A 26253-nucleotide genomic window follows, 5' to 3' on the forward strand; every position below is an offset into this window, starting at 1 on the left:
CGTGCGGCGCTCTCCGTGACAGGAAAAGAGGCGGGTCGTCATGACGGATGCCAGGGCCGAGCGCATCGCGGAACTCATCGAGCCACTGCGGGTCGAGCCGGGATCGCGGGTCAACCTGGGCGAGGACTTCGACCCCCGGTACAAGGCCGGCCTGAAGAAGAAGCACGGTGTGGAACTGCTGGGCACGGGCGTGTCCCTGCTCGCCGAGTACCAGGAACGCCTGGCGGCCCAGGACACGTACGGCGTACTGCTCTGTCTTCAGGCGCTGGACGCCGGGGGCAAGGACGGCACGATCCGGCATGTCATGAGCGGGGTGAACCCGCAGGGCGTCAAGGTGAGCAGCTTCAAGCAGCCCTCCGCCGAGGAGCTCGACCACGACTACCTGTGGCGGTACGCCAACAAGCTGCCCGCCCGTGGCGACATCGCGATCTTCAACCGTTCGCACTACGAGGAGGTGCTGGTCGTCCGGGTGCACCCGGAGGTCCTCGACCGCCAGCGGCTGCCGGCGGACGCGCGCGGGGCGGACATCTGGGAGCGCCGCTACCGGGCCATCAACGACTGGGAGCGCTATCTGACGGACAACGGGTTCAAGGTCGTGAAGATCTTCCTGAACCTGTCCAAGGAGGAGCAGCGCACCCGTTTCATGAAGCGGCTCGACGTGCCGGAGCGGAACTGGAAGTTCTCCGCCGCCGATGTCCGGGAGCGCCGACGGTGGGACGACTACCAGCACGCGTTCTCCGAGATGCTCTCGCACACCAGTACGCCATGGGCGCCCTGGTACGTCGTCCCGGCGGACCGGAAGTGGTTCGCGCGCGTCTCCACCGCGGCGGTACTGGCTCACACGCTCATGGACATCGACCCCGATTACCCGGTGGTGGGCAAGGAGGCGCGCAAGGACCTCCGGGCCGCGAGGCGGGAACTGGAGGCCGACGCTCCTGAGGGTGCGCCGGCCGATCCGTACGCGGCCGGTCATCCCGTCCCCGAAGCGGGCGGCCGTAAGGCGAAAGGACGGCAGGCGTCCGGCGCGGCATCGCGGACCGGGAAGCGCAAGCGGAAGTAGGTCCCTCGGGACACGGACGGCGGAGCGAATCCAGATCGGAGAGCTGAGATGGGGATGCAGTCGAGCGGCCCCAGGGCTCCGGAGCGCGTTGCTCCGGAACTCTGGTACGCGCGTGCTCCGCAGGACGTCGCGTCGGCATTCGGTGTCGATCCCGCGTCCGGACTCACCGCGGCCAGGGTCGCCGAACTGCTCGCCGAGAACGGGCCGAACACGCTGCCGGAGGAGAAGCCGAAGCCCGCGTGGCGGCGGTTCGTCGAGCAGTACCGCAGCTATATGCAGGTCGTCCTCCTCGTCGCCGCGGTCGTCTCGCTGGCGATCGCCGAGTGGACCACCGCGATCCTGCTCGTCCTGCTGACCCTGCTGAACGCGGTCGTGGGTCTGCGGCAGGAGGGGAAGGCCGAGAGCGCGATGAACGCGCTCAAGTCCATGCTGACGGCGACGGCCCGGGTCAGACGTGACGGAACCGAGTCGGAGATCCCGGCGGAGCAGCTGGTCGTGGGCGATGTCGTGCACATCACCGCCGGCGACCAGGTTCCGGCGGACGGGCGGATCGTCGAAGCCCACGCGTTGCAGATCGACGAGTCGGCGCTCACCGGCGAGAGCGTCCCCGCCACCAAGGACGCCGAGACCCTGCCGAAGGTCCTGCTGGGCCCGGGGGATCAGTCGAACATGGCGTTCATGCACACCCCGGTCACCCACGGCAGCGGTGTCGTGGTCGTCACCGGGACGGGTGAGGGCACCGAGCTCGGAAAGATCTCGGAGATGCTGTCGGCGACCGAGAGGGAGGAGGCGCCGCTCACCAAGGAGCTCGACACGCTGACGCTGTGGATCACGGCCGCCGCGGGCCTGACCATGATCGTGATGTTCGCGCTCGGGTACCGCCGCGACCAGGCGTGGGACGCCCTGTTCGTCAGCGCGGTCTCGCTGGCCATCGCCGCCATTCCCGAGGCCCTGCCCACGGTGACCCAGGCGATCCTGTCCGTCGGCAGTCTCAATCTGGCGAAGCGCAACGCGATCGTGAAGGAGCTGCCGTCCGTCGAGACCCTGGCGTTCACGTCGGCGATCAACTCGGACAAGACCGGCACCCTGACCATGAACCAGATGACGGCCGTGGAGATATTGACCCCCACGGACCGGTACACCGTCTCCGGCACGGGCTACGGCCTCGACGGCAGGATCCAGCACGCCGCGGGCTCCTCCGCGGGCGTCGAGGACGCGATCCTTCCGTACCTCGTCGCGAACGACGCCAAGCTGGTGAACGGCGAGGTCGTCGGCGATCCGACGGAGGGCGCGTTCCTGGTGCTGGCCCACAAGGCGGGGCTGGACATCGACGCCACGCGCGAGCGGCTGCCGCGTCTCGCCACGCTGCCCTTCGACCCGGGTTACAAGTTGATGGCGACCTTCAACTCCGCCGTCGACGCCGTGGGCCGGCCGGTGGTGCGCTGTTTCGTGAAGGGTGCGGCTCCGGCGGTGACGGCCCGCGCGGCCACCGCTCTGTCGGGCGGCGCGACCGTCCCGTGGGACGCGGAGCTCAGCCGGCGCGCCGACGAGCAGGCCGAACGCATGGGCGGTGAGGGGCGCCGGGTGATGGCGGCGGCGACCCGGGATCTGGACCCGGCCGACTTCGATCCCGGCGGAGATCTGCTCGCCTATGTCACCGGCCTGCGGATTGCCAGCCTGGTCGGGATGGTCGACCCGCCCCGCGAGGAGTCCCGGGCCGCCGTGGCCAGCGCCCAGGCCGCCCACATCCGGGTCCGCATGGTGACCGGGGACGACGTCACGACGGGTGCCGCCATCGCCCGGCAGCTCGGGATCCCCGGCGAGGCCGTTCTCGGCGCGGATTTCGCCGCGCTGCCGGAGCACGAGCAGCTGGCCCGGATCGACGACATCGGGGTGGTGGGGCGGGTCGCGCCGGAGCACAAGGTGCTGCTGGCGGCCACGCTCAAGAAGAAGGGCGATGTCGTCGCGATGACCGGCGACGGCGTCAACGACGCTCCCGCCATCAAGTCCGCCGACATCGGTATCGCCATGGGCAGCGGTACGGACGTGGCGAAGAACGCGGCGCGGATGATCCTGTCCGACGACAACTTCGCGACGATCGTCTACGCCGTGGAACAGGGCCGCAATCTCTACGACAACCTCACCAAGTACATCCGCTTCGTGCTCCTGTTGCTGGTCACCTTCGTCCTGACGTTCCTCGGGGCGACCATCTTCAACATCGCGGCCGGTGAACCGTTCACCCCGCCGCAGGTGTTGTGGATCCACTTCGTGGTCAACGCCTCCTTCGGCTTCGCGCTCGGCTTCGACAAGGAGAGCGCGGGGCTCATGCGGCGCAGGCCGCGTCCCCGGGGCGAGTCGGTGCTGACCCGGCCCGTGATGGTGACGGTCGGCCTGAGCGGGCTGGCGATCACGCTCATCCTGCTCGGGCTGATCAAGCTGGGCGAATCCCATTTCGACAGCGTCCACATCGGCAGTTCGATGGCGTTCACGGCGTTCGCGCTCTGTCTGATCGTGGCCGCGTTCGAATGCCGTAGTGAGACGGATTCGGTGCTGACGACGAGCACGTTCGACAGCAAGCAGATGAACTGGACGGCGCTGGCCCAGTTCGTCCTCGCGGTCCTGGTGACCCAGATGGACGGCTTCCGCCGCATCCTCGGCACCACCCGGATCGATCTGCGGCAGTTCGGCTGGGCCCTGCTGTCCGCCGTCGCGCTCCTGATCCTGTGGGAGGTGGGTAAGTTCCTGGCCCGCAGGACTCAGCGCGCCGAGTGAGTGCGCGGTCCCGCGTCCGTGCCCCGTCCGGCGCGGACCTACCCGGAGGACAGCCGTGTCGAAGCACCCCGGCACCCCAGGCGGAGGGTGGCGTCGCGCTGTTCCGGGGGTCCCCGGCCTCGCGGTACTCAGGGGGTACCGGCGGAGCTGGCTGCGCGGGGACCTGCTGGCCGGGATCACGGTCGCGGCCTATCTGGTGCCGCAGGTCATGGCGTACGCCAGTGTCGCGGGACTGCCGCCCGTCGTGGGTCTGTGGGCCATCCTGCCCGCCATCGTGCTGTACGCCCTCCTTGGCTCGTCCCGGCTGCTGTCGGTGGGGCCCGAGTCGACGACGGCGCTGATGACCGCGACGGTCGTGGGGCCGCTCGCCGGCGGCGATCCCGCGCGCTACGCGGTCCTGGCCGCCGCGCTGGCCTTCGCGGTGGGTCTGATGTGTCTCGTGGCGTGGGCGGCCCGGCTGGGGTTCGTGGCGGATCTGCTCTCCCGGCCCGTGCTGATCGGGTATCTCGCCGGCGTGGCGCTGATCATGATGGTGGATCAGCTCACCAAGCTCACCGGTGTCCCGACGGACGGTTCGGGGTTCTTCCCGAAGCTGGCCTCCTTCTTCGGGAACGTGGACGAGATCCATCCCACGACGGTGATCTTCAGTGCCGTGACGCTGGTCTTCCTGTACGTGGCGACGCGCTTCCGCTGGAGGATTCCGGGGCCGTTGCTGGCCCTCGTCCTCGGCACGGCCGTGGTCGCGGTGTTCGACCTCCAGGACCACGGCCTCGCGGTGATCGGGGAGATTCCGGCCGGGCTGCCCCGCCCGGAACTGCCCGATCTCGGCAGCCTGCCCCAACTGCTGCTGCCCGCCGTCGGTGTCCTGCTCGTGGGCTACACCGACTTCATCCTGACCGCGCGGGCCTTCACGACCGACGACGGCGGTACGGAGCTCGACGCGAACCAGGAGTTGCTGGCCCTGGGTGCCGTGAACCTCGGCGCCGGCGCCTTCCAGGGTTTCCCGGTGAGCAGCAGCGCCAGCCGTACGGCGCTCGCGCAGTCCACGGGCGCGCACAGCCAGGCGTACGGGCTCACCGCCGGGGTCTCCGTCCTGGCCGTCCTGCTGTTCCTGAGTCCGCTGCTCACCAACACCCCCATGGCCGTCCTCGGCGCGCTGGTCGTCTACGCGGCGATCCGGATGATCGACCTGGCCGGCTTCCGGCGGCTTGCGTCCTTCCGGGCCCGGGAACTCCTGCTGGCCCTCGGCTGTCTCGTCGGAGTCCTCGCCCTCGACATCCTGTACGGGGTACTGGTGGCCGTGGGCCTGTCGGTGGCCGAACTGCTGAGCCGGGTGGCACGCCCGCACGACGCGGTCCAGGGACTGGTGCCGGGCATGGCCGGGATGCACGACGTCGACGACTTCCCCGAGGCCCGGGTGATTCCCGGACTGCTGGTCTACCGCTACGACTCACCGCTGTTCTTCGCCAACGCGGAGGACTTCCGGCGCAGTGCCCTGGGCGCGGTGGCCGAACAGGAGATCCCGGTCCGGTGGTTCGTCCTCAACGCGGAGGCCAACGTGGAGGTGGACATCACCGCACTGGACTCGCTGGACGAGCTGCGCCGGGAACTCGGCCGGCGCGGGATCGAGTTCGCGATGGCCCGGGTCAAGCAGGATCTGCGTGACGACCTGGACGCCTACGGGCTGAGCGCGTCCGTCGGCGAGGACCGGATCTTCCCCACGCTGCCCACGGCGGTCGCCGCGTACCGTTCCTGGTGCGACGGCCACGGCGTCGATCTCGGCGGCTACGGCGTCGATCCGGGCGACCAGGAAGGCGGTTCCGGCCGGCCGGAGGCCGGCCTCGGCTGAGGAACGCGGCGCGCGCGAAGCCGGCCGCTGAGGTCCGGCGTCCTCACGGGATCTCCTGTTCGGCCCAGATGACCTTTCCGGCCGCCGTGTGGCGAGCGCCCCAGCGATGGGCGAGCTGAGCCACCAGAAACAGGCCGCGACCGCCTTCGTCCGTGCTGCGGGCGTGTCTGAGCCGTGGGGCGGTGCTGCTTGCGTCGGAGACCTCGCAGGTCAGCCGGGTGTCGCGGAGCAGCCGCAGCCGAATGGGCGGTTCGGCGTAGCGGATCGCGTTGGTGACCAGTTCGCTCACGATGAGTTCCGTCGTCATGGTCAGTTCCCCGAGACCCCAGCCTTCGACGACTCGCGTGGCACGGGCCCGCATGTCGGAGACGGCGGCCGGGTCCACCGGCATCTCCCACGAGACGACATGGTCGTCTCCCAGGGCGTGCGTGCGCGCCAGGAGCAGGGCGATGTCATCGGGCTGGGGCACGGGAACGAGTTGGCGTACCGCGTCCGAGCACAGCGTTTCGAGGTCGGGGTCCGACCGGGCGAGCAGTTCCCCCAGCCGTGTCATGCCGAGCTCCATGTCGTAGTGCCCGCCCTCGACGAGGCCGTCGGTGTAGAGACCGATCAGACTGTTCTCGGCGAGTTCGATCTCGTGGCTCTCGAAGGCCATCCCGCCGAGCCCGAGCGGAGGGCCGGCGGGCAGCTCCGGAAAGGAGAACTGACCGTCGGGGGCGACGACGACGGGGGGCGGATGCCCGGCTCGCGCCATCGTGCAGCGCCTGGTGACGGGATCGTAGACGGCGTACAGACAGGTCGCTCCGAGGAAGGACGCGGTCGTGCTCCGGTCCGCCTCCTGCTCGTGGGTCCGCTCCTCGCTCAGCCGGAGCACGAGGTCGTCGAGGTGCGCCAGCAGTTCGTCGGGGGGCATCTCCATGTCGGCGAGGGTCTGCACCGCGGTGCGGAGCCGGCCCATGGTGGCCGCCGCGGTGATGCCGTGGCCGACCACATCGCCGACGACCAGGCCGACGCGGGCGCCGGACAGCGGGATGACGTCGAACCAGTCGCCGCCGACCCCGCCGCTCGGGTCCGCAGGCAGGTAGGAGGAGGCGATCTCCAGCGCGGTCCCGCCCGTCAGGGCGTGCGGCAGCAGACTGCGCTGAAGAGTGACCGCCGCCGTGTGTTCGCGGGAGTAGCGGCGGGCGTTGTCGACGCACAGCGCCGCGCGTGCCACCACCTCGCGTGCCAGCAGGACGTCGTCGGGCTGGAACGAGACCGGATTGATGGACCGTACGAACGTGGTGAGGCCGAGGGCGGTGTTGCGTGCCCGCATCGGCACGGAGATGAGGGAGTGCAGCCCGTACCGGCGGATGCTTTCCGCTCGCGCGGGCTCCTCGGCGATCCACAGGTCGTCGTCCGGGTCGAGGACCTGGATGAGGACCGGCTCGCCGTTGGTGAGCAGGTGCACGTCGTGGGGCGGCGGAAGGAAGTCCGCCCGGTCCCCGATCCGGGCCACGGCCTCCGGGCAGCCCTCCCGCACCGAGCGCAGACCGGCGCGCCGCATCATCGGCTTGGCGGGTGCCGGTCCCGCGTCCGACAGCCAGGCTCCGTGTCCCTCGGTGCTGAGGACGGATTCCAGGAGGTCGACGACGACGAAGTCCGCGAAGCGCGGAACGGCGAAGTCCGCGAGCTCCTGTGCCGTCCGCATGACGTCGAGGGTCCTGCCGATGGTGGTCCCGGCTTCGTTGACCAGCGACAGGAGCTGCCGGGCGTTCCACCGCTCGGTGACGTCCAGGACCATGTAACACACGCCGGTGTAGGAGTTGTCGACGCCCAGGAGCGGGAAGAACGAGGTGGAATAGGCGTGCCGGCGATGCGGGTCGGCCCAGCTCCATCCCAGGTACTCGTAGTCGATCACGGGCTCGCCGGTCGCCAGGACCTTGTGCATCAGCCCCTCGATGGTCTCCGACTGGAACCCCGGCAGCAGTTCGGTGAGCCGGTGCCCGAGCCGCTGTTCACGGGGCACACCGCCCAGGTGTTCCAGGGTGTCGTTCATCCAGACGTAGCGCAGTTGCAGGTCCAGCACCGCCATGCCGACCGGCGAGCGGGTCAGGAATCCGTCGATGAAGGCCGGCCCCACCGTCCATTGCCTTCTCCGGTCCCGTGCCGAGATCAGGAAGCACTCGCTCTCGCCCATGCGGAAGGACGCGGAGACGCGCAGGTCCACGTCGATGCGCCGGCCGTCGCGGTGGCGTACGGGGATGAGACCGCTCCAGCCCATTCCGGCGCGGCAGCGCTCCGCGACACCGGCCACCCGCAACGGGTCCCTGGGCAGCGCGAGCAGGTGCGCGGCCGAGGTGCCGACCGTCTCGGCCGCCGGGTAGCCGAGGAGCGATTCGGCACCCCGGGTCCAGCCCAGCACCACCCCGTCGCCGGACACCACCGCCGCCGCGTCGGTGGACGCGTCGAAGGGATCGCCCGGTCCTTCGGACGCGGGCGCGTCGGAACCTTCCTGCGCAGAAACCATGAAGCCCTCATCCTTTACACACGACCATGTTCCTGCTTGTCCGCCCGATGTGCACGGCCCGGCGGATGATCACCGGACAGGGGCGGCGCCGCCCGGCACCCGCACCTTGGCCCTGAACATGCCAACGCGCCGCTCTGGAGTGGGCAAGGCCGAGGGCAGGGCGCAGCATGGAAGGGCCGGGGTCGGCACACAGGTGCGCGGCGGCGGCGACGGAGCCGGGCACACCGCGCCGCGGCCGGTGGAGGAGGGCCAGGGATGACAGCCGATTCCCCGCAGTCCGACAGAAGGGGCTACGAGCCCGACCCGTCCCGGCCGACCGGCCTGCTGGATGTGCTCAGCGTGGGCGCGATGGTCCTCGACATCGAGGGGCGCATCGTCTTCTGGACCCCGCAGGCCGAGGAACTCATCGGCTATTCGGCGGAAGAGGCTCTCGGCAAGTACGCGGCGCGCCTGATCATCCACCCCGAGCATCTGCAGTCGGTCACCAAGCTGTTCGCCGATGTGCTGGAGACGGGGCGCAGTTGGGCCGGCGCCTTCCCCATCCGGCACAAGGACGGCAGCACCCGGCTGATGGAGTTCCGCAACATGCGGCTCCTGGACGATCGGGGAGAGGTCTACGCCCTCGGTATCGCGGCCGACCACACGCTGCTCCAGCGGGTGGAGACCGATCTGGCGCTGTGCGAGCAGCTGATCAACCAGTCACCGATCGGTCTGGCCCTGATGGACCCCGACCTGCGCTATCTCATGGTCAACCCGGCACTGGAACGGATCGACGGCATCCCCGCCGAGGACCACGTCGGCCGGGACCTGCGGGAGACGCTGCCCTTTCCCGACGTGGACACCGTCGAGTCCGCGCTGCGTCAGGTGCTCACCACCGGCACACCGCTGCTCGACCAGTACCACGTGGGCCGCCCGCCGGCCGATCCCGACCACGAGCACGCCTGGTCCCTGTCCTTCTACCGGCTGGAGGACGCGGGCGGACGGGTGCTGGGCGCGGCCGCCTCGGTCGTCGACGTCACCGAACGCCACCGAGCGGCCGCCGAGGCCGACCGGGCGCGGCGTCGCCTCGCGCTCATCGCCAGCGCCTCCACCCGGGTCGGCACCACCCTGGAGGTGGAGCAGACCGCTCGCGAACTGGCCGAGATCGCCGCCCCCGAGCTGGCCGACGTGGTCGCGGTGGACGTCCTCGACTCCGTCCTGGCCTGCCGCCGCAAGCGCAGGCCGGACAACGGCCCGGAGTTCTTCCGCTCTCTCGCGCTGAAGGCGTCCTACCCCACCGTGGCGCTGCGCGCCGCCGACCCTCCCGGTGAGATGGCCGCGTACGACGGTGACCGTCTCGTGACCCTGTGCGTCCACACCGGCAGGCCGGTCCTGGTGCGGCACGTCGGTGAGCACGATCTGCCGCGCATCGCCCGCGACGCCGAGGGTACGGCCCTCCTGGCACAGGCCGGTGTCCATTCGTATCTCGCCGTTCCGCTGATCGCGCACGGCGAGGTGCTCGGCGCCCTCGACCTCAAGCGCACCCGCAACCCGGTCCCCTTCGACGACGACGATGTCGTCCTCGCGAGCGAGCTGGCCGCCCGCGCCGCCGTGGCCATCGACAACGCCCGGTGGTTCCAGAGCGTGCGCAACACGGCCGTCACCCTCCAGCGCAGTCTGCTGCCCGAGCATCCGCCCCACCTGACGGGTCTGGAGGTCGCGTCCCGCTATCAGCCGGCCCAGGCCACCAGCGAGGTCGGCGGCGACTGGTACGACGTGATTCCGCTGGCCGACGACCGGACCGCCCTGGTCGTCGGCGACGTCATGGGCAACGGCATCGACGCCGCCGCCACCATGGGCCGGCTGCGCACCGCCACCTGCGCCTACGCCGACCTGGACCTCGACCCCGGCGATGTGCTCCACCACCTCGACAAGATCACGTGCGACCTGGAGCACTACATCGTCACCTGTATCTACGCCGTGTACGACCCCCACAGCAGGCAGTGCCGCATCGCCAACGCCGGTCACATGCCGCCCGCGCTGGCCCGTCCCGGCGCCGCCGCCAGGCTGCTGGACCTGCCGTCGGGCGCCCCGCTCGGCGTCGGCGGAGTCCCCTTCGAGACCACCACGGTGGAACTCAACCCGGACGATGTGCTCGTCCTCTACACGGACGGCCTGGTCGAGACCAGGCTGCATCCCATCGACGACCGCCTGAACGTCCTCCTCAGCTTCCTCGACGAACCGGGCCGGCCCCTGGAGGAGATCTGCGACCTTCTGCTGTACGGCCTGCGCAACTCCGACGACCACGACGATGTCGCCCTCCTCGTCGCCCGCGCGAAGTAGCCCCTACGGCTTCTTCGAGTCCTTGCCGCGGCGGTGGGCGGAGACCTGTTCGCGTGTGGTGTGCCAGCGCGACCGGGTCTGTTCGACCACACTGTCCCACTGGCGGCGGACCTCGTCGTCGGAGGGGCGGTCGCCCGCGCGGATCCGGGTGAGTTCGTCCCGCATCTCGCGTCCGAGGGCCGCCGAGGCGACGATGACGAACATCGCGGCGAAGAGCGCCGAGATCATCGCGAAGACGGCGCCGACCGCCCCGTAGCGAGCGGCGTAGGAGTTGAACAGGCGCGGGAGGTAGACGGTCGCGCCCACCGAGTACAGCGCGGTCATGACACCCGCCGTGATCCCGAAGGGCAGCAGGTCGCGCCAGGGGATGCGCTTCGCGGACAGGTCCCAGCCGCTCCACACGAGGAAGGCGACGCTCACCGGAATCTCGCACACCGAAGCCACCACGCCCAGCTTGCTCCCCCCGAGGACCGCGTGGAGCCACCCGGTGACCGCCGCGTAGCCGCCGAGCCCGAGGATCCACCACAGGCCGTTCCTCGTGTTGCGGACGCTGAGCGGGGTCAGTTGCCAGGTCTGTTCGAACAGCCGCTGCGAGGCGCGCGCGAAGCTCAGCACGGAGATGATCAGGAACACGCTTCCGAAGACACCCACGCTCGTGCTGGTGCCCTCGGCGGGGGCGAGGAGCGACCTGACCGCCTGGGCGCCCTGTCCGGTGAGGCCGTACCGCTGGATGATCCGCTCGGCGGCGTCGTAGTCCGAGAAACTGCTCAGCACCGCGCCGCAGAGAATCGTGAGCGGGATCAACGCGGTGAGCGCGCTCGACGCCAGGGCCATCGAACGGTCGAAGCCCACGATCTTCTGGAACCGGTTGATGACCCGCAACGCGAAGGCGGGACGCAGCCAGAACGTCAGCGTCCTGACAAGGCGCTCGCGATTGATCCCCGCCGTCCTGTCCTCCGTATATTCGGCCCCGGTATGGCGCTGCGAGCGTAACGGACGGCCGTCCGGGCGGGGATCGGCGACACGACGGCGGTCGACGCCCGGGCGGACGACGCTCGTCAGGTCACCCGATCGGCCGTCACAGCCGGTCCTGACCGGCTGCCTCCCTCACCTGGCCGCCCTGCTCCGCGTACCCGAAGCACTCACTCGCCCGTCAGAGGTCCTCGTCTTCTCAGCCGTCCTCGGACAGGGCGACCTCCGCCCAGATCGTCTTGCCGCGGGCCTCGGGGCGGGTTCCCCAGCGGTGGCTGACCTGCCAGGTGAGGTAGAGGCCCCGGCCGCCCTCGTCGACCTCTTCCGCGTGCCGCAGGTGCGGCGCGGTACTGCTGTCGTCGGTCACCTCGCAGACGATGGCGGAGCCGTCGAGGATGAGGCGTACCCCGATGGGACCCTCCGAGTACCGCACCGCGTTCGTGACGAGTTCGCTGACCACCAGAGTGGCGGTGAAGGCGTGCTGTCCAAGGCCCCAGGCCTCCAGCGCGCGCTCGGCGCGGGCGCGCGCCTCGGCGACGGAGGCGGGGTGGTTCGGCAGCGTCCACGACGCGACCTGATCCGCTCCCAGGGCGCGGGTACGGGCCAGCAGCAGCACCGCGTCGTTCTCCGCGTGCTCCGGCGTCAGCCGGTAGAGCACCTCGTCACAGATCTTCTGCAGGGGCCGGTCGGCCGGCAGCAACGCACCGCTGATCCGGACGAGCTGTTCGTGCGGGTCGTCCGAGACAGCACGCAACATGGCGGTGTTGGACAACAGGAGGATGCTGCCCTCGGCGAGCTCGAACTCGGCCGTGCCGTACTTCGCCAGACCACGGCCCAGCGGTGGCCCGGCCGGCACCACGGCGTACTCGACGGTGCCGTCGGGCAGGGCCAGCACCGGAGGCGGATGCCCGGCACTCGCGACCGCGCAGCGGCGGGTGATGGGGCTGTAGACGACGTAGAGACAGGTGGTGTCCTCGATCTCGTCGTCCGCCGGGGGATCCGGATCACGCGGCCGTTCTCCGAGGAGACGGGTCACCAGGGCGTGCAGCCGCTCCAGGACCTCGTCGGGTGCCAGGTCGAGGACGGCCAGCGCGCTGATCGCGGCCCTCACCTCGCCCATGGTGGCGGCGGCCCTCAGGCCGCTGCCCGCCGTGTCGCCGGTCACCAGGGCCACCCGCGCCCCGGAGAGGGGGATGACGTCGAACCAGTCCCCGCCGGCGCCGAGCGGGCAGTAGCTGTAGGCCGTCTCCACCGCGGCGTGGCCGCGGACCCGGGCCGGTCGCAGGCTGAGCTGGAGGACGCGGGCGGCCGATCGCTCCCTCGTGTACAGCCGGGCGTTGTCCAGGCACAGGGCCACGCGATCGGCGAGTTCGGCGGCGAGGGCGAGCTCACCGTCGTCGAAGGCGTGCGCGGTGCCTGCCCGGTAGCAGTGCGCCACCCCGACCACGGAGCCGCGGGCCGCCAGGGGCAGCACCAGCACCGAATGCGCCCCCGCCTCGATCATGCGGCGCCCCCGCACCGGCTCCCGGCCCAGCCAGTCCGCGTCCGGGCTCAAGTGATCGATCATGCGTGGCCGGAGGTCGGCCAGAGACTGGGCGAAGGGAGTCGCCGAGGACAGGCCGATCGCCTCGCCGATGGAGGGAAGGTACCGCTCGGCGTCCGGAGCGACGGAACGACGGCCCGTGCACCGCAGGGCCCCGTACTCCATGACGGTGCCCGGTGCGGAGACCTCGCCGCGCAGGACGGAGTCCAGTACCTCGACCACCACGGTGTCGGCCAGCGCGGGCACCATCTCGTCGGCGAATTCCTGAGCGGTACGGAAGATGTCGAGCGTCGTACCGATGCGTCCGCTCGCCCGCTCCAGCAGGGCCAGCCGCGCCGCCGCCCGTTTGCGCTCGGTGATGTCCACGACGGCCGTCGCCAGCCCCATGACGCCGCCGGCCGCGTCCTCCAGCCGGAAGCAGGAGACCGACAGGACGATCTCGGGCTGGTCGGAACTCAGATGGCCGCGCACCTCCACGTCCAGAGCCGGCACTCCTGTCTCCAGCACCTCCAGCACGGTCGTCTCATAGTTGCCGGTGTAGAAGTCACCGGCCCACTCCCGCGGGTGGCGGCCCAGGGCCTGATCCAGGGCGAACGCCCGGACGTAGCGAGCCGCGGTGTTGAATCGGACCAGGCGAAGCTGCGTGTCGAGGACATGCAGGCCGACGGTCGACTCGGAGAAGAGCGCCGCGAGAACGGCATCGTCCAGCTCCGACCCCGGTCTGCCACGTCCGCCACGCGATGCACCCATGCCACTTCCGTAGACCGTTGACCACCCATACATTCCGGTTTGCCAGAGTTCCACCATATTCGTTCAGGAGTGGCGCGCGACCGGAGCACCGGTGCGCGCGGGCGGACCCCTGCCTGAACCAACGGACGCACCCCGCCCGGCGGACTCCCCCGCGCTCGCCGGACGAGCCCGGCGCCCTGCCCGCGGCGGGCAGGGCGCCTGCGGGACCTAGAACGGTGTCAGGGTCAAGCGGATCGCCTTGGGCGCGGTGTCCTGGATGAACGACGCGAAGTCGGCGACGTCGTCGAAGGCGAAGCCGTAGGCCTTGCCGTCCGCGGTGGCCGCGTGAATGGCCTTGGAGTAGTGGTTGGTGAGGCCGGTCCGGTAGAAGTCGGCCGCGGAGGTGGTCGGTTGGGCCGGGTTGCTGAGCAGTGTGGAGCGGTTGAAGCCGGCGCCGAGGACCGCGGCCACCGGGCCGGTCGTGCCGTCGTTGGGCGCGGCGAGGGTGCCGTCGCAGAAGAGGACGTCACGGGTGGAGGGCTTGGCGAACGAGACGGAGGCGGGCCCCGCGAAGGTGAACCTGCCTCCGCGCACCCGGCCGGTGAACGTGCCCGCGTTGGTTTTGACGGTCAGGTTCTTGCCGGTGTACGTGCTCCACACCTGGTCGATGTACGGGGCGAGGTAGTCCTTGGCGAACAGGCCCGCGTCCAGGCCGTGACCCGGGGCGATGATGCGGAGGTCGCCGACCACGAGGGGCGCGAAGTCCGCGTTCCGCTTGATCGCGGCGAACGCGGCGGCCCGTCCGCCGTGCCGGATGGTGCCGGTGGTCTGCTGCTTGGCCCCGGTCAGCCGGATGTTCATGGGCACGCTGAACATGTCGACCATGGTGGTGTTGCAGAACATGCCGGCCGCGTTGAAGGTGAACTCGGCACAGTCGTGCACCACCCCGAAACTGGGGTCGGACTTGACCCAGCCGGCCGGGAACTGGAGGGCAGCGTTGCCGTTGCCGTCCTTGACCACCTTGAGCTTCAGTTTCGCGCCCAGCGACACATAGATGCGGCCCGACATGAACGGGAGGCTGAGCTTCGTCTCCCCGCTCTTGGCCAGCGTGAGCGCGTAGTCGGTGAATCCGTTCGCACCGTTGTCCGAGAGGGAGATCGGCGCGAGCCTTCCGTCCTGGGTGACGCGGACCTGCTTTCCGTTCTGGTTGCCGACGATGTACACGTGCACCGACGCGTTGCCGAACGAACCGCTGTTGTTGACGATCGTCAGCGGGAGCGAACCCGCGGCGGCCTTGGTGGTGGCGTTCGTCTGGCCGGCCATGGCGTACGGGGCGATCGCCGCGATGGCGGGTGCCGCGACGGCAGCGCCGCCGAGGGCGAACAGCGTCTTGCGACGGGTCAGGTTCCGCTGGTGACGAGGCGTCATGTGACGTGTACTCCTTGGTGCTTGCGCCTTGGGGAGGCGGTGGGGGGAGGAAGGGCGAAGGGTGCCGGGAAGGTCGGCCGAGGCATTGGAGGGGCGCCGGTCAGGCGAGTCGGGCTGGAGGGCGGCCGGTCAGCCGAGCGTCCACTTCTGGTTGGCCGTTCCGCCGCAGGTCCAGATCTGCAGCCGGGTGCCGTCGGCCGAGGAACCGTCCTTGGCGTCGAGGCACTTGTCCGCGCCGGTGTTCGTCAGATCACCGGCGGAGGTGAGAGTCCACCGCTGCGCCTTCGTGCCGTTGCAGGTGTAGAGCTGAACCGCGGCTCCGTTCTCGGTGGAGGCGGCGCGTACGTCGAGGCACTTGCCCAGGGCCCGTACGGTGCCGTCGCCGCCCACGGTCCACTTCTGGGCGTCGGCCCCGTTGCAGCCGTGGAGCTGGATCGGCGTCTCGTCGGCGCTGGAGGCGCCCGCCACGTCGAGGCACATGCCACCGATGCCCTTGATGGCGCCGGTGGTTCCGGACCCGGCGGTGGGCTGGGCGGTGTTCGCGGCGGAGACCCGCACGTAGTCCACGGTCATGGTCTGCGGGAAGGAGGTGCCGGAATCCGGGCTGCCGGGCCAGTCACCGCCGACCGCGAGGTTCAGGATGACGAAGAACGGGTGGTCGTAGACCCACTTGTTGCCGTTCACGTCGGCGGGCGTGCGGGTCTCGTACGTCTGCCCGTCCACGGACCAGGTGATGGCGGTGGGGCTCCAGTCGACGGCGAAGACGTGGAAGTCGTCCGCGAAGGCCTTGCCGCCCGGCAGGGTGTACGCGGCGCCGATACCGCCGGCACCCGAGTATCCCGGGCCGTGGATGGTCCCGTGCACCGTGCCGGGTTCCTTGCCGACGTTCTCCATGACGTCGATCTCGCCGCTGTTCGGCCAGCCCGCGCTGCCCAGGTTGTCGCCGAGCATCCAGAAGGCGGGCCAGACACCCTGCCCGCGCGGCACCTTGATGCGGGCCTCGAACCGGCCGTACGCCTGGGTGAAGGCCTGTGCGGTGTTGAGCCGGGCCGACGTGTACTGGCAGGTTCCGTTCCAGCACTGGAGTCCGCTGTCGCTGTTCTTGCGCGCGGTGATGACCAGGTGGCCGTTCCCGTCGAGGGCGGCGTTGTCGGAGCTCTTCGTGTAGTACTGCAGCTCGTGGTTGCCGTTGCCCGAACCGCCGGTCTCCAAGGTCCACTTGGCGGAGTTCGGTGCGCTTCCGGCGGCCCCGTCGAATTCGTCGGACCAGGTCTGCGCGACCGAGGCGGCGTGGGCCCGGTTCGCGGCGGGGCCCGTGGCGGTGAAGAGGACACCACCGGCGACGCCTGTGGCGAGCAGCAGCGCCAGTCCTCCGAGGGACCATCGCCGTGCGCGATGAGCAGCCATGGCTGAACACACCTTGTCTGTGGGGGAGTTTGAACCCGTGCTCCAGCCCGCGCCCGCTGCGCGTGCGACGAGAGCACATCGATGAGAGCGCTCTCCCGCCAGCGGTGGACGGCACCGGTGGGCCCCGATGCTACTCACGAGTTGTTGAGAGTCCAACTGACGTCCGGGCACCCCAAATGGCCCTGAGCTGGGGTTGCTTCCGGAAGCACCTGGCTCCCAGGGTTGCTTAAGACGCGTTTAACCCGCACTTAAGAAGGAGCGTTCCGCTTCCGGAGTGTCATCCGCCCGGTCTGTCGTGGATCCGCCCGATGGGACACCGGAGTTCAGCTCCCGTCCGGCAGGCGGTCCCTGTTCCCCGCCCCGACCGGCGGTACACGAACGTCGGGAAGTCCCGACCGGACAGACGGCCACGCACTCTTCCGCCGAGCCGAGTGCGTCGTCCGGTCGCGCCAGTTCGAACTGCGCCTGCGCCCGAAGGCGCAGCAGGAACGCCCGCTTCGCCGCGGACCACCGCGCGCCCGGTACGGCCAAGGACACGTCCGTCGCCGTGCAGGACTCCTCGCAGTGGCCGACGTTGCGGCAGGGCGAAGGCGTGCTGGGCCAGGCTGCGGGCCAGGAGGTCCCGGTGCTGCGGGCGGGGCTCCTCCGTCTCGACCAGCGCCGTGTACACGGCCAACGCCTCCTCGGCCCAGGCAAGCCGCCGTCGCGGCGGTGCCGGCCACACCAGCACCCAGCCGAGGGTGAGGCAGCGCATCAGCGCGGCACCGTGCGACCGCCGCGCCGGACGCGTGCTCAGCCGGGCCGCCGCCCGCGACAACGGCAGCAGTGTGCGCACCAGCCCCACCAGCGCCTCCCCTCCGGGGATCCTCACCCGGAGGACGACCGAGCGCCCGAACTGGTTGCCCGGAAAGCGCGGGGCGAGACCGGGCGCGCGATCGGATGGTCCGCGGCCCGGAGGTCCAGGTGAACGCGAACGGAGGCTGTCGCCCCGTCGTGTCGCCGGTGAGCGGGCGACACGACGACTCGGGGCGACAGCCTCCGTAGGCGGACTACTTCAGACCGTAGGCGCGGATCACCTCCTGGGTGATCCGGTTGCCCGCGTCGTCCCAGCCCTCGGCCTTGAGCGACACGTAGCCGTGGTGCGGGGCGTCGTAACAAGCCGTCCAGGTGCCGGACTTGCCGTCCGTCCTGACCGGTGTCCAGGTCGCGCCGTCGTCGTAGGACACCGACAGTGTGGCGCCCTGGATCTTCCCGGCGCCTGCCGCGCCCTCAAGGTGACGCGGGGTGAGGCGGAGCGTCTGGCGGCCGCCACGAGCGTCACCCGCCAGATCGGTGTCGACCCCGTAGTCCATCTGAAGAACCGCCATCCGGTCGATCTTCGTCGGATCGGTCACCGGATCGGACTTCACCTGCCACACCGTGTGGGTGCGGGGCGACAACCGGTAGGTGTCGGCGTCGCGTTCGGCGGTGAGGTCGAGGGTGTAGACCGACGGGGTCGTCGGCGCGGGGTAGATCGTGGCTGCCTGCGAGGTGCTCGTCTTGATCAGGGTGCCGTCCCGATAGACCTTCAGGCTCTTCATGTCACCGCTCTGCATGACGCCGGCGTGCTGTCCCGCGCTGCTGTCGGCCCAAGGCTGGACGTTGAACGCGATCTGGGCCTTCTGCCGCTGCGACCACCAGTAGGTGCCGCCGTTGGCGGGCCGCGTCACCGCTCCGAAGAAGTCACGGACCTGCCGCGATCCCGGCTTGTACGCGTTCCGCACGCTCTGCGAGGAGAGCACCGTTCCCGGCCCGGTGGCCGCGGTCTCCACCCACTGGGTGCCCGGCTGCGTCGAGACGTAGTCGGTGCGTGTGCCGGGGATGTCCAAGCGCTGCAGGAACCCGGAGCCGTACTTGCGGTACGGACGGAAGCCCGACCGGTACTCGCCGCTGGGCGTGGTGGTCGTGCCGTGGAAGCGCATGTCCACGGTGGCCAGATCGGACGAACGGGGCCGGTAGGTCAGCCCGGTGGACGGGATCTGTCCCGGGTGGGCGTCGGAAAGGTCGTACACGTACGGGGAGTTGGGCACACCCTCGACGTCCAGTCGTCCCCGGCCGCGCTTGGCGTCGGCGATCAGGGCCGCGCCGTCGCGCGCGGTGAGGGAGAACACCGGCACGGCGCTGTAGCCGCTGCTCGCGGTGCCGACGTACTCCAGCAGCTTGCCCGGCTGGTCGTTGACGACGATCAGCAGCCCGGCCCCGGCGTCGGCTGCGGCCTGTGCCCGGTCGGCGGCGGAGATGACGTCCGAACGGGTCACCAGCGCCACCTTGCCCTTGACCCTCAGCTTCGCGTACTCGGCGGCGGTGCCGGTGCCGGCGTACACCATGTCCAGGCGCCTGTGACCGTCGTACAGCGCGGAGCCGCCCTGGCCCATCGGCCGGAGCTCACGGCCGTCGTCGGTGAGGGTGAGGAACGGGGCCGCCTTGCGCCAGCGGGTCTCGTACTCGAAGCTGCCGGTGGTCACCTTGCGGGTGGGCAGCACGAACATGCTGTCGTACTTGGCGGCCAGCAGGTACTGCACCTCCAGGATGCCCAGCCCGTACTGGTTGAGGTCCGAGCCGTCGGCGCGGTACCAGTTCATGGACAGCACCCGGTCCTCGGTCCTGCGCGGGACCTCCGCGGTGACCTCGCGGGTACGGCTCGCGTCGAGGACCACGTCACGGTCCTGGTCGAGGACGACCTCGGGGTCACCCATCAGCGCCATGCCGACCGAGTCCGGGCCGTGGCTGCCGGGCACGTCCAGGTAGGTCACCAGGCTGTAGGTGCCCTCGCGCAGCCGCAGGTCGAGCGTGCCGCTGTCGTCGATGGTCTGGGAGTACGGGTCCTCGTTGGCCCCGAAGCGCTGGATCTCGACCCAGCCCGCCGTCGGCTTGCCGGAACGGTCCTTCAGGGTGACGTGCAGGGTGTGGCGAGCGTCCTCCCGGTACAGGCCCACCTGGGTACGGGCGAGCGTCGCGCCGGAGGAGGCGTCCGCGGCGGTGATCTGGCCGAGGTAGCGGCGGCCGTCGGCGCCCAGGCCCGGCTTGGCGGTGGCGGTGACCGTCGCGGTGCCGTGGGCGGGCACGGTCACGGTGTCGGCGGAGAGGGTGAACATCCCGTCGGGGGCGGGCTTGCCCTTGTCGGCGGTCGGGTCGGTGTCGTACGGGCCGCCGCCGACGGAGGCGTTCAGCGCGAGGTTCAGCTCCGCGGGGGAGTCGCCGGTGTTGGTGTAGGTGACGGTGCGGTCGACCGAGCTCGCGCCGTCGTGCGGCCAGGCGTCGATGCCGAAGTAGGCCGAGCCGGTCGCGGTGACGGTGGCGGTGGTCGCGGCGGCGAGGTCGACGCGGCCGCTGCCCACCTGGTAGGTGGTGTACGCCGACAGTTCCTTGGAAGTGCTCATCAGCGCGTCCTTGAGCTGCCGCGCCTTCCAGTCCGGGTGCTCCTGGGCGAGGATCGCGGCGGCTCCGGCGACGTGGGGCGTCGCCATGGAGGTGCCGCTCATCGACGTGTACCAGCCGGTTTCGGCGGTGCCGCCCGCCTTGGCCGCGAGCACGGCGACGCCGGGGGCCGAGATGTCCGGCTTGAGGGCGTAGTCGCCGAGGCGCGGGCCCTGGGAGGAGAAGTACGCGCGCTTGTCGGCGGAGTCCACCGCGGCGACGGTCAGCGCCTCGTCGGCGGCGCCTGGGCTGCCGATGGTCGTCTCGTCGCCCGAGTTGCCGGCCGCGATCACGAACAGGGCGCCGCTCTCGTCGGTGAGCCGGTTCACGGCCTGGCTCATCGGGTCGGTGCCGTCGGACGGCGTCGACGATCCCAGGCTCATGCTGATGACCTTGGCGCCCTGGTCGACGGCCCACTCCATGCCGGCGATGATCCAGGAGTCCTGGCCGTAGCCGTCGTTGGAGAGCACCTTGCCGATCAGCAGGTCGGCGCCGGGCGCCACGCCCTTCTCCACGCCGTCCGAGGCGGCTCCGCTACCGCCGACGGTCGAGGAGGTGTGGGTGCCGTGGCCGTGGCCGTCCTCGGTGGTCTCGTCGGGGACGAAACTCTGCGACGCGCCGATCCGGCCGGCCAGGTCGGGGTGGCGGGAGTCGGCGCCGGTGTCCAGGACGGCGACCTTGACGCCCTTGCCGTCCAGGCCCTTGTCCCAGGCTGCGGGTGCGCCGATCTGGGCGGTGCTGTCCTTCAGGGTGGCCTTGACGCGGCCGTCCAGCCAGATCTTGGACAGCCCGTCGCCGAGCCGGGGAGTGGCGGAGGCCGCCCCGGTCAGCGACTTCGCTCCGGCGGAGGCGCCGGTGGCGGACGTCGCGGGCGCGACGGACTTCCACAGTTTCCGGGCCTGCTTCTTGGCGGCGCGTACGGATGTCGCGTGGATCGCGGGCAGGGTGCGCACCCGGGTGGCGCCGCTGGGTGTGGTGGTGGCGGAGGACGCCGACTTGGAGCCGTAGCCCAGAATGAGCGGGATGCCGTCGCTGTGCGCGTCGTCGTAACCCTGCTCGATCAGGGCGGTGACGTCGAACAGCCGCCGGTCCAGCCGGTTCGCGGCCAGGTAGGGCAGCGCCTCGTCCGGATAGACGTACAGGTCGCCGCCGACGGTCTCGGTGCGCACGCCTCCGAGGGCGCCGGGCGGGCGGGTCACGTCGGCGGTCTGGCTGCCGGTGCCGAGGTCGCTGACGCGTACGACGTCACCGGTGAGGAGAGTGACGGTGTGTTGCCCGGTGCCGGGGGCCGCAACGGGCTGGGCCGCGTCGGCCCCTGATGGTGCGTCAGCCGCCGCGACGCCGGGTGGCCAGGCCAGGGATGTCAGAACTGCGAGGGTACCGACCGCTGCCGCGAGCGCCCTGCGGCTGCTCCGGCTGGGGGGTATGCGGGAGATCATGGAACGCTTTTTATCGGTCCCGACCTGCGGTGGGAACAGCGGACGGTGGCACGAAAGCGCCACGTCTCACATGTGCCAGATTGGCGAACTCCCCACAAATGCAGGGGAGTTGTCCCAACAACACCGTTCGCGGCGGCCTCATCGTATGCCGCCCCGAAGGCCCTTATGAAGTGATACCGCGACTGTCCGGATCGTGCGGCCGACATGTCCGGTCCCATGCCGGACTCGGCCCCGTACGCGCCGACGGCCGACCGGCTCGCGGCGCCCGCCGCGGGCGACCGCCGGCGTCACCTCGCGGGCCTGTTCGGGCGACCGTCGGCGTCAGCTCGCGGGCCCGTTCCGGCGACCGTCTGCTTCGGCCCCGGTCACGAACCCGTGGGAGAGCCGCCCGGGACCGTGGCCGCGGGAGACGACGTGTTCACCGCGCCGGTCGAACCGGGCTGCGGGGTCTGCGCGGAGCTGCTGTCGGGCGAGAACCACGCCACGCCCACGAGCACCGCCAGGAGGAAGACCAACGCTCCGGCAGCCGCGCCCACGGCTCTTCGCCGATCACTGAGGAGCTCAGTGACTCCCGGACGCGGGCGTCTGCGCGACCGGTGGCCGCCCGCCGTGTCCCTCGCCGCCGACGGCAGCGCGTACGTGGTCGAGGGGCCGGCGACACTGAAGTCCTGCCGGTCCTGCCGATGGCGCCCCGGATCCGGCATCGCGGCCGGGAGCGGCTCGGGACGCCCCTGCCAGGCGCCCGAGCTGTACCAGGCTGCCGCCTGAAGCGCGGTGGGGCGGTCGTCGGGCTGCTTGGCGAGAAGGCCGAGCAGGTAGTTCTCGAACGCGGGCGGCAGGTCGGCGCCGAGTGCCCGGGGCGGCGTGGGGGCGGTGTCCAGGTGGTGATGGAGGACGGCGACGGGACTGCTCGCCTGGAACGGCGGTCTGCCGGTGAGGAGTTGGTACAGGACGCAGCCGAGGGAGTACATGTCGGACGGCGGCCCGGCGGTCTTGCCCAGGGCCCGCTCGGGCGCGAGGTACAGGCTGGTGCCGACGATCTGCCCGGTCGCGGTCAGGCCGCCCGCCGGATCGTCCAGGAAGCGGGCGATCCCGAAGTCGCCGATCTTGACGCTCCCTTCGGCGTCCAGGAGCAGGTTTCCCGGCTTGATGTCGCGGTGCACGATGCCTTGCTGATGCGCGGCGGCGAGCCCCGCGGCCGCCTGTGCCGCGATCCGTGCGACGCGCTCGGCGGGAAGCGTCCCGGCGCCGGCCAGGACATGCGCGAGACTGTCACCCTCGACCAGCTCCATCACGAGGAAGAGCCGGTTCTCGTACGACCCGAAGTCCAGGACGCCCACCACATGAGGATGGTTCAGCAGGCCCGCGGTCTGTGCCTCCAGACGGAACCGGGCCGCGGCGGTCGGGTCGGCGTCCTGGGAGAGGAGCAGCTTGACGGCCACGGACCGGCCGATCATCTCGTCGTGGGCCCGCCACACCTCCCCCATCGCGCCCCGCCCGAGAGTGGTGTGCAGCCGATACCGCCCCGCTATCAGCACTTGTGCTTCATCCTCACGCCGTTGGGATTCCGTCGATCGCCACGGGTCAATGCCCTACCGAGCAGGAGTGACCACCGGGGCGCCGCAGCAGGTTGAGCCTACTGCCAACACGACAGTGATCAGACGCTGTTCACCCTCGGCCTCAAGATCGCGGAGAACCGGTCGGAGTGCCACCGGACGTTGACTGAATGTGACACCAAAGTCGATCCGGGGTTGACCGACGAGGACATACGGAGGACAGAGCCTCCACACCCCCGGTCACGCACCGCGCGAGCGGCCAGCACATTGGTATGGACCTCATTGCGACCGCCCACTACCCTCGTTGACGCAACTCTGAGAGCGCTCTCTCCTGCCCTTCGCCCCACTCACCGACCATCGGATCGACGAAAGGCAACTCCCTTGAGACGCACCACAGTTCTGCGCATCGCCTTATCAGCCGGCCTGCTCGTCAGTGCCGCGACCGCCGGCCTCACCCAGGCCGCGGCCGACGAAGCCCCCCTCACCGCCACAGCGTCCCGGGCACCCGCCTCCTCGGCACTGATCACGGCCATGCGGCACGACCTCGGACTCACCAAGCGGCAGGCGACCGCCCGGCTCGCCGACGAGACAGCGGCACGCGGCGTCGAGCGCACAGCCCGGCGCGTGGCCGGCGCCTCGTACGGGGGCTCCTGGTTCGACGCCAAGAGCGGCCGGCTCGTCGTGGCCCTCACCAAAGCCTCCGCGAGCGAAGCCGTGGAGGCGACCGGTGCCCGGGTCACCCTCGTCGAACACAGTCAGCGACAGCTCGACGCCACCATGGCACGCATCGACGCGCTCGACGCGCCTGCCGGTGTGGGCAGTTGGCACGTCGACCCCAAGGCCGGCTCGGTCGTCATCGACGTGGTCTCCGCACACGAGAATGACAACGATGTCCGGTCCTTCGTCACCCGTGCCCGCGCCTCCGGTCCCGTCACCGTGCGGCGGACCGACAAGGCACCGAGGACGTTCGCGGCCGGCACGGTGGGCGGTGACCCCTACTACACGGGCAACGTCCGCTGCTCCATAGGCTTCTCGGTGTACGGCGGCTTCGTCACCGCGGGGCACTGTGCCCAGCCGGGCGCCGGCGTCAGCGGCTGGGACCACAGCTACATCGGCAACTTCCAGGGCTCCTCGTTCCCGGACAACGACTACGCCTGGGTCAACGTGGGCAGCGGCTGGTGGACCGTACCCGTCGTCCTCGGCTGGGGCACCGTCTCCGACCAGCTCGTCCGGGGCTCGGGCGAGGCCCCCATAGGAGCGTCGATCTGCCGTTCCGGCTCGACCTCGCACTGGCACTGCGGCACCGTCCTCGCGAAGAACGAGACCGTCAACTACAGCCAGGGCGCGGTGCACCAGATGACCAAGACGAGCGTCTGCGCCGAACCCGGCGACTCGGGCGGCTCGTTCATCAGTGGTGACCAGGCGCAGGGTGTCACCTCCGGCGGCTGGGGCAACTGCACCAGCGGAGGCGAGACCTGGTACCAGCCCGTGAACGAGATCCTGAACCGCTACGGGCTCACACTGCACACCGCGTGACCCGACCGCGCCGGCCCACCCGCCAAGTGGGCCGGCGCACCGGCGAGTCGGCTGCCGGCCGAGCAGGACGAGGGCCCGCCACGGGAGGTGGCGGGCCTTTCGCACGGAACTCCGGCCGAACGTCAGGCGTCGCGCAGCGGGCCACGCACCGAGAGCCTGTCGCAGAGCCGGCTTGGAACCGTTCATCGCGCGTCAGCCGCTGAAGGGCGTCCCAGGTGTCGGGCCGTCGCTGTCGTAGCAGTAGCAGTAGCAGTAGTTCGATCGTGGGACACCCACGTCGAGGGGCACGCTCGCGTCGCCACGACGGCGGCGGCCGTGCACGATGGGATGGTACCCATCGCAGATTCGGAAAGGCCCTCCCGTGATCAGCATCCCAGCCCGCACGGCCCATGACGGTACACAGCTCCCAGCCGTCGGCCTGGGCACCTGGCCGATGGACGACGCACAGGCCGAGGAAGCGGTGAGCCACGCGCTCGGCATGGGCTACCGGCTCGTCGACACGGCGACCAACTACCGCAACGAGACCGGCACCGGACGAGGTGTCGCCCGCGCCGACGTGCCGCGCGAGGAGATCGTCGTCACCACCAAACTGCCGGGCAGGCACCACGGTTACGACGAGACCCTCGCCTCCTTCGAAGAGTCCCGCCGCCGCCTCGGACTCTCCTACGTCGATCTCTACCTCATTCACTGGCCACTGCCCCGCGTGGACAAGTACGTGGACTCCTGGAAGGCGATGATCGAGCTCCGCGACGCGGGTCTGGTGCGTTCGATCGGCGTCTCGAACTTCACGGCCGGACACCTCACCCGGCTGGAGGCGGAGACCGGAGTGCTGCCTTCGGTGAACCAGATCGAGCTCCATCCCTATTTCCCCCAGGACGAGTTGCTCGCCTTCCACGCCGACAAGGGCATCATCACGGAGAGTTGGAGCCCCCTGGGTCGTGGCAGCAGCCTCCTGGACGATCCGGAGCTCGGGAAGATCGCCGAGGCACACGGCGTGACACCGAGCCAGATCGTGCTGCGCTGGCACACACAGGTCGGAGCGGTCCCCATCCCCAAGTCCGCCGACGCCGGGCGGCAGCGGGAGAACCTCGACATCTTCGGATTCGAGCTGACTCCCGCCGAGATGGCGGCCGTCACCGGCCGTCCGCACCGGCGCCTCGGCGGCGATCCCACGACGCACGAGGAGTTCTGAGCGCTCAGGAACCTCAGTCGTGTCACGCCTCCGCGCCGGGGCGCCGACGCGGAGGTGTCCTTCCGGTCCCTCGAAAGCCCGGACGCGACATCCTTCCCACGGCCTCACTTCAGGTTCCCGCCCCCAGTTCATACGCCCTCGGGCGGTCCGTCCGCGACCGCAGCAGCGTCACGGCGCGCGACCTGTCCGGCATCACCCCGCGCCTGTCGGCGAGCGCCACCGTCCGCGGCGCGGTGTAGAACCGCGCGGTCAGGCGTACGGGGCAGGGGGAGCGGCGCGAGGACCGGCTGTTCCAGGACCGGCTGTTCGTCCTGTCCACCGGACAGTGGACCGGCTTCGACACGCGAGAAGCGGGCGTTCGTACGTCGACGCCGGGGACGCCGGTCCCGGGGGGGGGGGGGGGGGGGGGGGGGGGGGGGGGGGGGGGGGGGGGGGGGGGGGGGGGGGGGGGGGGGGGAGGGGAGGGGGGGGTGGGGGTGGGTA

The 26253-nt window shown here is 70.6% G+C and carries 14 protein-coding genes; 6 read left to right on the top strand and 8 right to left on the bottom strand.

The window, feature by feature from the left end:
• Positions 1-40 precede the first annotated feature (40 nt).
• From ACZ6KY_RS21560 to ACZ6KY_RS21570, 3 genes are read left to right on the top strand one after another with little or no spacing between them, the layout of a single operon-like run.
• Positions 41-1060, top strand: coding sequence for a polyphosphate kinase 2 family protein (locus ACZ6KY_RS21560; protein WP_469311897.1), 1020 nt, complete (start codon positions 41-43; stop codon positions 1058-1060).
• Between the two features lie 48 nt (positions 1061-1108).
• The gene (locus tag ACZ6KY_RS21565; protein ID WP_469311898.1) at positions 1109-3832 is read left to right on the top strand and encodes a cation-translocating P-type ATPase; all 2724 of its coding nucleotides are present in this window, start codon (positions 1109-1111) and stop codon (positions 3830-3832) included.
• 55 nt (positions 3833-3887) lie between these two features.
• Positions 3888-5681, top strand: a complete 1794-nt coding sequence (locus ACZ6KY_RS21570; protein ID WP_469311899.1) for a SulP family inorganic anion transporter — start codon at positions 3888-3890, stop codon at positions 5679-5681.
• Positions 5682-5724: 43 nt separating this feature from the next.
• On the opposite strand, the gene ACZ6KY_RS21575 is transcribed toward ACZ6KY_RS21570, so the two are convergent.
• On the bottom strand, positions 5725-8190 hold the full coding sequence (locus tag ACZ6KY_RS21575; RefSeq protein ID WP_469311900.1) for a SpoIIE family protein phosphatase: 2466 nt from the start codon (positions 8188-8190) through the stop codon (positions 5725-5727).
• A 255-nt stretch (positions 8191-8445) separates the two neighbouring features.
• Between ACZ6KY_RS21575 and ACZ6KY_RS21580 the strand changes: the two genes are divergently transcribed.
• Complete coding sequence (locus ACZ6KY_RS21580; RefSeq protein ID WP_469311901.1) at positions 8446-10512, top strand: SpoIIE family protein phosphatase; 2067 nt, start codon at positions 8446-8448, stop codon at positions 10510-10512.
• Between the two features lie 3 nt (positions 10513-10515).
• Here ACZ6KY_RS21580 and ACZ6KY_RS21585 read toward each other — a convergent pair whose 3' ends face one another.
• From ACZ6KY_RS21585 to ACZ6KY_RS21610, 6 genes are all read right to left on the bottom strand, one after another.
• Positions 10516-11394, bottom strand: a complete 879-nt coding sequence (locus ACZ6KY_RS21585; RefSeq protein ID WP_469311902.1) for a YhjD/YihY/BrkB family envelope integrity protein — start codon at positions 11392-11394, stop codon at positions 10516-10518.
• A 289-nt stretch (positions 11395-11683) separates the two neighbouring features.
• Positions 11684-13777, bottom strand: coding sequence for a SpoIIE family protein phosphatase (locus ACZ6KY_RS21590; RefSeq protein WP_469311903.1), 2094 nt, complete (start codon positions 13775-13777; stop codon positions 11684-11686).
• Between the two features lie 207 nt (positions 13778-13984).
• Positions 13985-15184 carry a beta-1,3-glucanase family protein gene (locus tag ACZ6KY_RS21595; protein ID WP_469311904.1) on the bottom strand — a complete coding sequence of 400 codons (1200 nt, stop codon included), beginning with the start codon at positions 15182-15184 and terminating at the stop codon, positions 13985-13987.
• 129 nt (positions 15185-15313) lie between these two features.
• Positions 15314-16591, bottom strand: coding sequence for a family 16 glycosylhydrolase (locus ACZ6KY_RS21600; protein ID WP_469311905.1), 1278 nt, complete (start codon positions 16589-16591; stop codon positions 15314-15316).
• Between the two features lie 1049 nt (positions 16592-17640).
• A complete protein-coding gene (locus ACZ6KY_RS21605; protein WP_469311906.1) occupies positions 17641-21486 on the bottom strand; it encodes a S8 family serine peptidase in 3846 nt (1281 codons plus the stop codon).
• Positions 21487-21851: 365 nt separating this feature from the next.
• A complete protein-coding gene (locus ACZ6KY_RS21610) occupies positions 21852-23024 on the bottom strand; it encodes a serine/threonine-protein kinase (protein WP_469311907.1) in 1173 nt (390 codons plus the stop codon).
• Between the two features lie 399 nt (positions 23025-23423).
• On the opposite strand from ACZ6KY_RS21610, the gene ACZ6KY_RS21615 reads away from it, so the two are divergent.
• The gene (locus tag ACZ6KY_RS21615; RefSeq protein ID WP_469311908.1) at positions 23424-24578 is read left to right on the top strand and encodes a S1 family peptidase; all 1155 of its coding nucleotides are present in this window, start codon (positions 23424-23426) and stop codon (positions 24576-24578) included.
• A 192-nt stretch (positions 24579-24770) separates the two neighbouring features.
• On the opposite strand, the gene ACZ6KY_RS21620 is transcribed toward ACZ6KY_RS21615, so the two are convergent.
• Positions 24771-24899 carry a hypothetical protein gene (locus tag ACZ6KY_RS21620; RefSeq protein ID WP_469311909.1) on the bottom strand — a complete coding sequence of 43 codons (129 nt, stop codon included), beginning with the start codon at positions 24897-24899 and terminating at the stop codon, positions 24771-24773.
• A gap of 40 nt (positions 24900-24939) precedes the next feature.
• Between ACZ6KY_RS21620 and ACZ6KY_RS21625 the strand changes: the two genes are divergently transcribed.
• Complete coding sequence (locus ACZ6KY_RS21625) at positions 24940-25770, top strand: aldo/keto reductase (protein ID WP_469311910.1); 831 nt, start codon at positions 24940-24942, stop codon at positions 25768-25770.
• The last annotated feature ends 483 nt before the right edge of the window (positions 25771-26253 follow it).

The organism is Streptomyces sp. NPDC042002 (genome assembly GCF_055588305.1).